This is a genomic window from Photobacterium sp., assembly GCF_057456235.1.
Genome location: NZ_JBVCPH010000008.1, coordinates 91,965 through 104,389, shown reverse-complemented (window position 1 = coordinate 104,389; position 12,425 = coordinate 91,965). Strand labels below are relative to the sequence as shown.

The 12,425-nt window shown below is 48.7% G+C and carries 10 protein-coding genes; 5 read left to right on the top strand and 5 right to left on the bottom strand.

Annotated elements, in window-relative coordinates:
• Nucleotides 1-142: 142 nt before the first annotated feature.
• Together AC2204_RS11185 and AC2204_RS11180 are read left to right on the top strand one after the other, a co-directional pair.
• A complete protein-coding gene (locus AC2204_RS11185; RefSeq protein WP_318925575.1) occupies nucleotides 143-922 on the top strand; it encodes an electron transfer flavoprotein subunit beta/FixA family protein in 780 nt (259 codons plus the stop codon).
• A complete protein-coding gene (locus AC2204_RS11180) occupies nucleotides 922-1,866 on the top strand; it encodes an electron transfer flavoprotein subunit alpha/FixB family protein (RefSeq protein WP_318925574.1) in 945 nt (314 codons plus the stop codon). The genes AC2204_RS11185 and AC2204_RS11180 overlap by 1 nt, the downstream gene beginning before the upstream one ends.
• Nucleotides 1,867-2,184: 318 nt before the next feature.
• Here AC2204_RS11180 and AC2204_RS11175 read toward each other — a convergent pair whose 3' ends face one another.
• On the bottom strand, nucleotides 2,185-2,475 hold the full coding sequence (locus AC2204_RS11175; RefSeq protein ID WP_318925573.1) for a sll1863 family stress response protein: 291 nt from the start codon (nucleotides 2,473-2,475) through the stop codon (nucleotides 2,185-2,187).
• 334 nt (nucleotides 2,476-2,809) lie between these two features.
• Here AC2204_RS11175 and AC2204_RS11170 point away from each other — a divergent pair, with 334 nt between their 5' ends.
• Complete coding sequence (locus AC2204_RS11170; protein ID WP_318925572.1) at nucleotides 2,810-3,343, top strand: hypothetical protein; 534 nt, start codon at nucleotides 2,810-2,812, stop codon at nucleotides 3,341-3,343.
• Here AC2204_RS11170 and AC2204_RS11165 read toward each other — a convergent pair.
• The 4 genes from AC2204_RS11165 to AC2204_RS11150 all read right to left on the bottom strand — a co-directional run bounded on the left by AC2204_RS11165 (nucleotide 3,300) and on the right by AC2204_RS11150 (nucleotide 7,877).
• Nucleotides 3,300-4,454, bottom strand: coding sequence for a dihydrolipoamide acetyltransferase family protein (locus AC2204_RS11165; RefSeq protein WP_318925571.1), 1,155 nt, complete (start codon nucleotides 4,452-4,454; stop codon nucleotides 3,300-3,302). The genes AC2204_RS11170 and AC2204_RS11165 overlap by 44 nt on opposite strands.
• Nucleotides 4,451-5,434, bottom strand: a complete 984-nt coding sequence (locus AC2204_RS11160) for an alpha-ketoacid dehydrogenase subunit beta (protein WP_318925570.1) — start codon at nucleotides 5,432-5,434, stop codon at nucleotides 4,451-4,453. Before AC2204_RS11160 ends, AC2204_RS11165 begins: the two co-directional genes overlap by 4 nt.
• Nucleotides 5,427-6,515 (bottom strand): pyruvate dehydrogenase (acetyl-transferring) E1 component subunit alpha, encoded by a 1,089-nt coding sequence (gene pdhA, locus AC2204_RS11155; protein WP_318925569.1) that lies wholly within the window; start codon nucleotides 6,513-6,515, stop codon nucleotides 5,427-5,429. Before pdhA ends, AC2204_RS11160 begins: the two co-directional genes overlap by 8 nt.
• 474 nt (nucleotides 6,516-6,989) lie before the next feature.
• Nucleotides 6,990-7,877 (bottom strand): DNA ligase, encoded by an 888-nt coding sequence (locus tag AC2204_RS11150; protein ID WP_318925568.1) that lies wholly within the window; start codon nucleotides 7,875-7,877, stop codon nucleotides 6,990-6,992.
• A gap of 315 nt (nucleotides 7,878-8,192) precedes the next feature.
• Here AC2204_RS11150 and AC2204_RS11145 point away from each other — a divergent pair, with 315 nt between their 5' ends.
• Complete coding sequence (locus tag AC2204_RS11145; protein WP_318925567.1) at nucleotides 8,193-9,263, top strand: efflux RND transporter periplasmic adaptor subunit; 1,071 nt, start codon at nucleotides 8,193-8,195, stop codon at nucleotides 9,261-9,263.
• The gene (locus AC2204_RS11140) at nucleotides 9,263-12,370 is read left to right on the top strand and encodes an efflux RND transporter permease subunit (RefSeq protein WP_318925566.1); all 3,108 of its coding nucleotides are present in this window, start codon (nucleotides 9,263-9,265) and stop codon (nucleotides 12,368-12,370) included. The genes AC2204_RS11145 and AC2204_RS11140 overlap by 1 nt, the downstream gene beginning before the upstream one ends.
• The last annotated feature ends 55 nt before the right edge of the window (nucleotides 12,371-12,425 follow it).

Below are 12,425 nucleotides of genomic sequence, written 5' to 3'. Positions count from 1 at the left end.
CAGATCCTACATGAAGGACATAGTGCTAAATATAGTCCAGTTGACGTAAACGTAAATTAAACTAGGCTCAAAGGATATAACCTCCTCACACTTCAAGGCATTAAGGCTTACGCGAAAAGCGCCCAATAAAAAGGAAAGCGTTGTGAAAGTATTAGTTGCGATAAAGCGTGTGATTGATCCTTATGTGAAAATAAGAATCAAAAGCGATGGTTCTGGTGTTGAAACAAACCATGTCAAAATGACAATGAACCCATTTTGTGAGATAGCCGTTGAAGAGGCTATAAGACTGAAAGAAGCCGGCCATGCTGATGAAGTGATTGTCGTTTCTGCAGGTGATCTTGTCTGTCAGGAGCAACTGCGAACAGCTTTAGCATTGGGGGCTGATCGTGCGATTCATATTGATACAAGCACTATTGCTAACGGCTCTACCGATACCACGTCCAGCCTCGAACCTCTTACTGTTGCCAAATTACTTCAATCTGTCATGGCAATTGAGCAACCCGGCTTAGTATTGCTCGGAAAGCAGTCCATCGACACCGACAATAATCAGGTAGCGCAAATGCTTGCGGCCATCACTCAACGTCCGCAGGGCACATTTGCATCTAAAGTGATGATTGAAGGCAATACGGTTTCAGTCACCCGTGAAATCGATGGCGGGCTTGAAACCGTTAAATTGATCTTGCCTGCCATTATCAGTACTGATTTACGTCTGAATGAGCCGAGATATGCCTCGCTGCCCAATATTATGAAAGCCAAACGTAAGCCGATGGATGTTAAAACACCGGACGAGTTAGGTGTTGAGATTGTTCAGCATCAGGAAGTGCTCGAAATCACCTCACCACCGGTACGTAACGCCGGCGTGATGGTTGCATCGGTATCAGAGCTAGTCGATAAATTAAAAAATGAAGCCAAGGTGATCTGATGAGAAATTCAACCCTCTCGACATTAATCGTGGCTGAACATGATAACCAGTCCCTTGCTGCCGAGACATTGAAAACGGTCAGTGCCGCCAAATCGATAGGCGGCGAGATAACGATGCTGGTGGCAGGCTTTCATTGTCAGTCAGTTGCCCGAGAAGCCAGCACGCTTAATGGCGTTGATAACGTCATGCTGGCAGATGATGAGGTTTATCAACACCCGTTGGCTGAAAACTTATCCGTGTTAGCGGCCGATATTGGCGGTGATTATTCGCATATTCTGGCTGCCGCAACAACGTTTGGCAAAAACCTGATGCCACGTGTCGCAGCGATGCTGGATGTCGGGCAATTGTCGGATGTGATTGGTATTGAATCGGAAGATATTGTGATCAGACCCATTTATGCCTGCAATGCGTTGGCAAGAGTAAAATCGTTTGATCCAATCAAGGTGCTGACGATTCGTAGCGCCGCGTTTGATGCTGTTGAAGCCGGAAGCGAGTCTTCGCCGATCACCGCATTGGATCGGGTGATCCCTACTGAAATATCAGTGTTTGTGGAGCAACAGATAGCTGAAAGTGTACGACCTGAATTACCGGCAGCTCGGGTGGTCGTTTCGGGTGGCCGTGGTCTCGGTGATAAAGAGGGCTTCGCATTAATTGAAAAACTGGCAGATAAGCTGGGCGGGGCAATTGGCGCCTCGCGTGCCGCTGTCGATGCCGGGTTTGTATCAAATGATCTGCAAGTGGGTCAAACAGGTAAAATTGTCGCACCTGATCTTTATATCGCAGTGGGGATCTCCGGCGCTATTCAGCATTTGGCTGGGATGAAAGACTCTAAAGTTATTGTCGCGATTAATAGCGATCCTGACGCCCCGATTTTCCAAATTGCAGATTATGGTCTGGTGGGGGATCTGTTTGAAGTTGTGCCGGAACTAATTGAGGCGTTGTAAGTATTTGAGTTCTTCAAATCCAATCGATAATGTGGATTAGGCAATCTGTCATTTAGCTCAACATAGCTTAATAGGGTTGAAACTCATTCATAGGCTGTTAATGCTAGTTTGCGATACATTAGTTATCAGGATTAGGGCAAAGATTTTAACAAGTTCTTGTCCCATTCCTTGTTTGTGATTACCAGAAGTTGTTCCTATGATTGACCGACTGCATCATATCGTATGCCGCAGAGTGTCAGATTGAGGATGACGAAACGCTCGGTATAATCTTGAAGATTGCAATAAGCGGCCCAATCAGCCGCTTATGTATAGGCAGAACTAGCCTTTTAACTTCGCTTTTGCGTCATTAACAGCAGCCTTTAGTGAATCCATCGCGGAATCGACACCCCCTTTGATTGACTCCCACGCATCATCGCTAGCTTCTGCAACTTCAGCAAGCTTAGCCTTTCCTTGCTCTATTTTACCTTTCAGTGCATTGATCTTCTTGATTAACTCAAGTTGTGTATCGGCACTAGCTCCAGATGCCTTAGCCTTGAAGCTGTCAACCTCTGCTTCCCATTCGTCCAACTGGGCCTGCATTTTCTGTTTATACAGTTCTTTCTTGCTCATGGTTTTCTCCGTTTGATTATTTTCATCAGTCCATTTTTCTGCAGTCAACTGTCCGTGTGACTTAACTCCACAATAAAACGAGCAAACGCTGAAATTACAAAGCCAATTACACTCCAAACTAAGAACGCGTGTAATTAGCATCGCTTGATTCTCTATAAAATCACGACACCTTGTAAAAATATACTGTCACCTCTAATTTATATAATGAACTTTTGGTAAAATGAGGGATTTTACCAACTTCAATATAGTCCATGTTTTTAGGCAATATCACCTAATCGGGGGTTTTGTCGCAAAGTCACTCTATGAGTTATGATCACCGTGATGATCTGATTATGTGGAATATAAGTCAGAGTGTGAATCTATAGGCCTCACAGAAACCAATTACACAAAAGAAACATCATTCCGTGATGCTATGTTACAAGCTTCGATAGATGTAAATGGTGATGATGAAAAATATATTATCCATCCAGCACTTGATGGCTATCCAGAAGGAGAGACGGGATCATGGTCGGATCACGCTGGATTTGCTTGTGCCGGAATACCTATTGCTTATGTTGAAGCAACTAACTTTAATATTAACGGAAAGTGGGGGTACGACGGTTACTCACAAACCACTAATCCAGATATGTGGGATTGCTATGATTCTGAGACCAAGACGGCTTGTGACCGAGCAACGGAAACCAAGAGGGGTAAAATTTGGCATACAGAATATGCCAACCTCAGCGACATGCTGGCAGAGCGAGGAATTTCGGTTAATCGTTCGCCATTTATCGTTGATTGCAAAAAGCGGCCCAATCAGCCGCTTATTGTGCGGTTACCTATAATCAAGCCGTCGCTTGCTGCAAATGAAGGACGAGGGCGCGAATAAACCGTGCGGCCTCGCCGCCGGTACAGACCCGGTGGTCGAAGGTTACGGATAACGGCATGGCCTTTACAGCTACCGGCTGACAATCCCTCATGATTATTTTCTCGATAATTCGGCCGGCACCGACAATCGCGACCTGTGGCGGAGAAACAACAGGGGTTGCGTAGATCCCTGCAATCGCGCCAAAGTTAGAAAGAGTGATCGTCGCGTGCTGTAGCTGCTCCCGCCCAATTTTTCGCTCTTTAATACTGGCGACGGTTTTATCAAGCCACTGGCGAATACCATCCGGGCTAAACTCATCAGCATGACGCAATACTGGGACATAAAGGCCATGTTTGCTATCAACGGCAATACCAAGATTGACCGTATTGTGAACGCAGCGAGTCATGGCCTCCGGATCAAACCAGGTATTAAGCGCCGGCTCTTGCTGGCAGGCATCGACAATAGCTTGTACTAAACGGATTGAAATGTCTTCGTTGTCAGGCCATTCAGCCAATATCGCTTCTTCGGTAATCGTGACGGCTGCGACATTGTGGTGGGCTTCCGTCATGGTGGTCACCATGGTCCGGCGTGCCCCTTTTAATACTTCTGCCTCTTTTAGTTCTCCTTTCTCTGGTTGCGGCTTGTCACACTGGTTATAGACATCAGTATCAAGAATTAATCCGTCGGGGCCGCTGCCTTGAATATCGTTAAGATCGACGCCAAGTTGCCGGGCCAGCAAACGGGTAGAAGGCATGGCGGTGATCATATGCTCTGGCTTGTCCGCTTGATCACTACCGATCCAAAATTCATCTACATTTACATGATGTTCCTGTTGCGAGACATTGCCGACAACCGTGGCGGCATCCGCTTGTTTGTATACTGGTTTTTCGGTTTCGTTCTGTTCTTCAAATTCCAGCAATAAACTGCCAATGCTGATGACATCTCCTTCGTTACCATAACGCGCGACGACTTTTCCGCAGTAAGGTGAAGGTACTTCGACGGTGGCTTTCGCCGTTTCAACAGTGAGTATGACCTGATCAACCTCAACGCTATCGCCGATGTTAACGTGCCATTCAACAATTTCAGATTCGGCTAACCCCTCACCGAGGTCGGGTAATGTAAATGACTTCATTTCCACTTCTCCACCAGCTCGCTGGCTGCAAGAACAATGTCACTTTCCTGTATCATGAAAAAGTCTTCATTACGGTAATAAGGCATCACAGTATCCGGCCCCGTGATGCGTTTCGGCGGCGCTTTTAACAGGTACATGGCATGTTCAGCGGTACGGGCAACGATCTCCGCCCCGACACCGCAGGTCTTACAGGCTTCATGTACGACAAGCAGGCGACCGGTTTTTTCCAGTGACGTAATAATGGTTTTCATATCAATGGGTTTGATGCTGGCGAGATCGATCACTTCCACTTCAATACCTTGCTCAGCCAGCGTTGTGGCGGCTTGCAGCGATTCAATCACACAGGCCCCCCAAGTGACCAGAGTCAGATCTCGGCCTTTACGTAGGGTAAAGCAGGTATCGAGCGGTAAGGTTTCGCCATTATCAACAACATCTGACTTCACGGTACGGTAAATCCGCTTGGGTTCAAAAAACATCACCGGATCATTGCAGCGAATGGAAGCAAGCAATAAACCGTAGGCCCTTTGTGGGGAAGACGGGATAACAACTTTCAAGCCGGGAATATGGGCAAACAGGGCTTCAACGCTTTCAGAGTGGTGTTCCGGAGCATGGATACCCCCGCCAAATGGAGCACGAAAAACGGCGGGGCAGGTAAGCCGACCTCGGGTTCGGTTACGCATACGGGCTGCATGGCAGGCTAAGTGCTCCATGGCCGGAAAGACAAAGCCCTGGAATTGAAACTCGGCAACCGGACGTAATCCTTGGGTTGCCATCCCGACAGTTATGCCACCAATCAGTGCTTCCGCTAACGGGGAATCAATAACGCGCTTACAGCCAAACTTATCTTTGAGCCCGACGGTGGCGCGGAAAACACCACCGTTATCACCGACGTCTTCCCCTAAAACAACCACATTCGGGTCATTGGCCATTTCATGGTGTAAGGCAAGGTTTACTGCTTCGAGTAGAGTGATCTCAGCCATGTTTGGCTCCTTGCATCCGGGTTGCTTTATTGATTAATGCTTCGCGCTGTTCATTGAGTTCACTATCGGAAGACTCATAGAGATAATCGAAGGCCGTTTCAGGTGCCTGTACCGGCGTATTGAGATAGCGCTCGACGCTTTGTTCAACCACATCGCGGCAGTGCTCATGCCATTGTTCTTCTTCTTGTTCGGACCAGTAGTTTTGGTTTGTCAGGTATGTTTTCAGGCGCTGAATCGGGTCGAATTCCCATGCTTGACGGAGTTCCTCGTCACTGCGATAGCGGCTGGCATCATCGGCAGTGGTGTGGTCGCTGAGCCGGTAACTGACGGCTTCAATTAATGTCGCGCCTTTGCCTTTTCTGGCGCGATCCAAGCTCGATACGATGGTGTCGTACATCGCGATCACATCATTACCATCAACGGTGATACCGGGAATACCCGCCCCTTTTGCTTTGTCAGACAGAAATTCAGCGGCGCATTGCAAACGGCGAGGCACAGAAATGGCCCACTGATTGTTATTGACCACAAAGACTAGCGGGATATTCCAGCTACCGGCGCAATTGATGGATTCGAGAAAGTCACCTTTCGAGGTTGCGCCATCTCCGCAGGTTACCAGGGCCGCGTGGTGGCCGCCGGCTATTTTCAACGCAGAAGCGACCCCTACGGCATGAGTACACTGGGTTGCAATCGGCACGCAAAAAGGTAAATCGCGGCAGTGCCTGTCGTCAAAAAAGAAATCACTGCCTCTTTCGTCGCCGCCCCAGTATTGCAGGTTCTTTTCCATTGCAATACCGCGCGCCCACATGGCAGGCATATCGCGATAGTAGGGGATAAAAATATCATCCGTTTTTAGCGCCCGCCCAACGGCAATACCAATGGCTTCGGCCCCGAGGTGTGAAGGATAGGTACCTAACTTACCGGTACGTTGTAGTGCGATCGCTTTATTATCGTAAACCCGGGTTAATACCATATCGCAGTAAAACCCTTTCAATGTTGACTGATCGGCCCATGCGGGAAGTTGACCGACAGGGTTGCCATGATGATCAATGAATCGATGCATGGGTAAGGCCTGAACATTCATCTCAAGCTCCTTCTGTTGCTGTCTCCAATAGGGGAGGCGGCAAATCATGTAAACGCTGAGAGGTGATACCGAGAGCTATGTGGCCGAGTACTTCACTATCCTTTCTTGCTGTTGTGATGATCTCCAGATGAATCAATGTACGGAAGTGCTGTTCTGAAAATGGATATGGATAATGCGATACTTCATTTCACGCATGCGCCACAGTGTCCAGCGATAAGTCTTGGTATAACCCGATGATTTAAGTGTAACTAAATTGTTAGATTCTGCCTGCGGTAATAATTAAGCAATCAATATGGCGTCGAATACAGACGAAAATGTGGCTTTTGAAAAGAGTTTCGCGGTATGTTTGAAGAATAATACTGAATATATGTGGTTTTTTGCCCGATTATGACGGCGTATTTTTCGAGGTGGCGAGAGTGTCGACGCCATATTAGGGCGTCGATGCTATTTCAAGGTCATTAATAATACGGGTTGTCAGATATCCGGATTTGTTCTGGTTCTGATAAAGCGAGCAAAACGGGGGATCCCACTGTCAGTGTATCCGTTATATCGGTAGGTCACGGTTGTACCCAATTGCGGAGGGTTTTCACGATCGTATTGGTTAAATCCGGTACCAATTTTGAATTTGATCTTATCTGATGTTAAGACCCACATCGATCCCATTATTCCTTTGAATTTACCGTTACCCTCTTCGTAGCCGATAACGACGGCTTCAGCATCCTGGTACCTTTTTAGTTTCAGTAGTTGATCGGAACGTCCTGCCTGATAAAAATTACCGCGGTGATGAAGCATTAACCCTTCACCGTTCTCTTCATCAACTTGTTGTAGCCAGTCTTCCAAACGGATAAAGCTTGCGATGCGGCGTTGTTCAATGACTTGAATGTGTTTGGGTTTAATCGTGTTGATTTGATGGGTTAAGTGTTGATATCGGTGCTCAAAGTTGGCTTTACTTTCGGGCAAATCAAAGATCATATAGCGAATAGATCGCCAGGCTCTGTCATCTGGAAACTGATCCAATACCGTTTGTGCGACTTGCTGAAACTTGCCTCGCCCAACCCATAGCTCGCCATCTAACGGCATGTCAGGCAGAGGTGCGGTAAACCATTCTGGCGCGGCGATTGCCTTTCCGGTTCGAGTCAGTAGCGCTTTTCCTGTCCAGTAGGCACGAATGCCATCGAGCTTTTCGCTGATCAGGTAATCGGTGATTTCATTCTGACTCTCTGCAGTATTTTCCGTTTTCTCCGGCTCAAATTTAGTTGGGTCAAAATTCTGCGCTTGCATGACTAATGGCGATGCAGCCAGTGACTGGTTGATTGGGTAGAGGATTAGCGTGATAGCGATGGAGAGCTGCGACAATTTCAAAGGATTTCTCCGCAAAAATATTATCTACGCTACGACGCTTAAGCGGCGAAGGTAAACGATGGCGTTGATCTCGTCACCGTGCTTGCGGGGCACGTCTAACAATACTTTTTTACTTTGAACGTGATTTGGCAAAATCTGAGATCTATATCTGCTAGGTGAATTGTCAGTAGGAACCAGATTCGTTATTGCGATAGAACACTCTTTTTATTGTCCTAAACTTCAGTGGTATCAGTAATATTTCAGTGAAATACGGCAGAACTATACTTAAAAACACATTGGCGCTGACCGCACCGTAACCATGACTAAGGCAGGACAATGAAAATAACCTTGATCACAGGCATCGTTTTGCTGGCAGGTTTGGCCACCGGAGTCTGGTACAAAGAGCAGGGCCGTGATGAGGGTGCTCAGGCGAGGCGCAGCAGCACTCCCAGTGTCATTGTCAGCACGGTGGTGTTGCAAAATGTGCGCAGGGAAGTGGAGGCATTGGGAACGGTTAAGGCCCGTGAGTCTGTGGTGGTGTCTGTCAAGGTGACGGAAAAAGTTGAGCAGGTTCATTTTTCAGACGGGCAACAAGTTAACGCCGGGGATTTGCTGGTGACCTTACGTTCAGGAGAACAAAAAGCCAAAGTTCGCGCGGCAAGAGCCAACCTCAAGGAGCAACAACGGGAATATAAACGCATTGAAGGGTTGGTAAAACGCAATACGATTGCGAGTTCGGAGCTGGATAAACTGTTAACCAGCATTGACGTTGCCCGGGCCATTCTGGCCCAGAATCAGGCGGAACTGGATGCAAGGTTTATTCAGGCGCCCTTTTCCGGTTTGCTCGGCTTCCGTCAGATCAGCCCGGGTGCCTTGCTCACCCCCGGGATTGTGGTCACGACGTTAGATGCGCTGGATAAAGTAAAACTCGATTTCACCATTCCGGAGCAGTTTGTCGGTGAACTAAGGCTGGGATCCAGTATCGAAGGGGAAGCTGCGGCCTTCCCCTTGCAGCCCTTTGTCGGAATGGTTACCGCTATTGATAGCAGGGTGAATCCGCAAACCCGGGCGATAGTGGTTCGTGCTGAGATTGAAAACCCTCAGCTGAAACTGCGTCCGGGCATGCTGATGACATTAAGGCTTATCGTTGAGCAGCGCAACGGATTAGTTGTGCCCGAAGAAGCCATAGTGCCGCGGCAGCGAGACAGTTTTCTTTTTGTGGTTAACAACAATGTGGTGGAGCAGCGCAAAGTTGAAGTCGGATTTCGTACCCGGGGAGAAGCTGAAATTCTGAGCGGTGTCGTCGAAGGGGAACAGATCATTACCCGGGGTATACAAAAAGTACGTCCGGGGCAAAAGGTCGAAACACGGATGAGCGAACGTTTTAGCTATCAGGAGGCGAGCTGATGCTGCTGACGGATCTCTCTGTTAAACGGCCTGTTTTTGGTTCTGTGATCAGCCTGCTGTTGATCGCCTTTGGCTTGATCGCCTATGACAAGCTGCCGCTGCGTGAATACCCGAATATTGATCCGCCTATTGTGACCGTATCTACCAATTATCGTGGTGCGTCAGCGGCAATTGTTGAAAGCCGTATTACCCAGTTGGTTGAAGACCGGATCTCCGGTCTGGAAGGGATCCGCAATATCAGCTCGCAAAGCCGCGATGGTCGTTCATCCGTTACGTTGGAATTTGGTATCGGTCGGGATATTGATGCCGCAGCCAACGATGTCCGTGATCGGATTTCCGGGATCTTAAACAATTTACCCGATGAAGCAGAGCCGCCGGAAGTACAAAAGGCGTCAGGCAGCTCTGAAGTGATTATGTGGCTCAATCTGGTGTCGGATCGAATGGATACGCTGGCGTTGACCGATTATGCCAGCCGTTATCTGGTTGATCGGTTTTCTGTTATTGACGGTGTTGCCAACATCCGTATCGGCGGGGGGAAAACGTATGCATTGAGGATCTGGATCGACAGACAAAAACTCGCCGCAAGGGGGCTAACGGTAACCGACGTTGAAGATGCCTTGCGGGCCGATAATGTGGAGTTGCCAGCGGGATCCCTTGAATCAGAGAATCGCCAGTTTTCAATCCGTACCCAGCGCAGCTTTATCGAGCCCGAGGACTTTTCCCAGCTCGTGATCAGTGCTGGCTCGGATGGTTACCTTATCCGTCTGGGCGATGTGGCCAGGGTGGGGCTGGCGGCAGAAGAGGAGCGGATTGCGTTTCGTGGTAATACGCAGGATATGATTGGGCTGGGGGTCAACCGTCAGTCGACCGCTAATACGCTTGCAGTGGCCCGGGCCGTCAACGCACTGGTTGATAAACTCAACCCCACCTTGCCTGAGGGGATGGAGATCAAGCGTTCCTACGATTCCTCGGTCTTTATTCAGGCTTCTATCGATGAAGTGTTTAAAACACTTTTCATTGCGCTGCTGCTGGTTGTTATTGTTATCTACCTGTTCCTTGGCAGCGTCCGCGCCATGCTTATCCCGGCATTGACCGTCCCTGTCTCGCTGATCGGCACCTTTATTGTGCTCTACGCCTTGGGTTATACCATCAACTTATTAACCTTGCTGGCTCTGATCCTGGCGATTGGTATCGTGGTTGATGACGCGATTGTTATGCTGGAGAACATTCAGCGGCGAATAGAGCTGGGTGAACCACCGTTGAAAGCTGCATTTCTCGGGGCGCGTCAGGTCGGTTTTGCCATTGTTGCAACTACGGTAGTACTGGTGTCGGTGTTCTTGCCGATAGGTTTTCTTGAGGGGGATTTAGGTAAATTGTTCCGGGAATTCTCCATCACTATCAGTACTGCGGTGATTTTATCCTCCTTGGTGGCACTGACCCTGAGCCCGATGATGGGCTCAAAGGTGATGCGGCCGGTTGAGTACGAGTCTTGGCTGGTGAAAAAAATTGGCGGCATTTTAGCGTACATCACTCGATTTTATCGTTTGTCGCTGGATAACTGGCTGAAAAGACCGTATCTGGTCTTGGCTATTTTGGTTATGGCTCTGATTGGCAGCGGCTTGCTCGCAAGCAGAATACCTTCTGAGTTTGCCCCGAAAGAAGATCGCGGGGCGATGTTTATTATTATCAATGGCCCGCAGGGGGCAAGCTATGAGTTTATGCAGCCTTATATCAACGAAATTGAGTACAGGCTGATGCCATTGGTGAAAGCCGGTGAGGTGCAGCGTTTATTGATCCGGGCCCCGCGAGGCTGGGGACGGATCGAAGATTTCTCGGGCGGATTTGCTATCGTTGTATTGGAAGACTGGGAAAAACGCAGGAGTGCGTTCGCGATTATCAGCGATATCCAGAAAAAGTTATCTGATCTGGCTGGTGTCAGGGCCTTCCCGGTCATGCGTCAGCCTTTCGGGCGTGGGGTGGGTAAACCGGTACAGTTTGTGATCGGTGGTGGGAGTTATGAAGAGCTTGCCCGGTGGCGGGATATTATTGTCGATGAAGCCGGTAATAATCCCGGATTAGAAGGGATTGATCACGACTACAAGGAAACCAAACCTCAGCTCCGGGTTGTTATCGATAGAAACCGGGCCGGCGATTTAGGTGTTTCTATTCGGGATATCGGGCAAACGTTAGAATCGATGCTGGGCTCGCGATTGGTGACAACGTTTGAACAGCGTGGCGAGGAGTATGATGTTGTTATCGAGGGCCAGCGGGAGAGGCAAAATACCGCGGCAGATCTGAGCAATCTCTATGTCCGCTCTGACAGGACCAATACACTTATTCCACTTTCAAGCCTGGTAACCGTAGAGGAGTTTGCGGATGCGCCTCAGCTAAACCGTTATAACCGGGTTCGTGCTATTACCATTGAGGCGAATCTTGCTGAAAATTATACCCTGGGCCAGGGGCTCGATTACTTAAATGACTTGGTGAGAAAACTCCTCCCGGCAGATGCAGTGGTGAATTATAAAGGCGCCTCCCAGGATCATCAGGATTCAAGCCATTCCGTTCTTTTTGTCTTTAGCTTAGCTCTGGTCGTTGTGTTTCTGGTACTGGCTGCCCAGTTTGAGAGTTACATCCATCCTCTGGTGATTATGCTTACCGTGCCATTGGCGACGTTTGGTGCTTTGCTGGGGCTCTATTTTACCGATCAGAGCCTCAATATTTACTCGCAGATCGGTATCATCATGCTCGTCGGGCTGGCGGCTAAAAACGGTATTTTAATCGTTGAGTTTGCCAATCAACTTCGCGATCAGGGCGTCGAGTTCGAGCTTGCGATCATTGATGCTTCAGCAGCACGATTAAGGCCGATACTTATGACGGCCATTACCACGGCAGCGGGTGCCGTTCCGCTGATATTAGCAACCGGCGCCGGAGCCGAAAACCGCATAGTTATAGGCATTGTGGTGTTAAGCGGGATATTGGTCGCTACTTTTTTTACCTTATTGGTGATCCCAGTGGTTTACCGGTTGCTGGCACGCCATACCAACAGTCCGGAGTTTGTCGCGCGTCAACTGGCAAAACAGCTAGCAGAAGATCATACGGCGCGATGAAGAAAGTGAGTTGAGGCGTTTGGGGGATAGGGGGTTCCCATTCTCCGTGATTGCG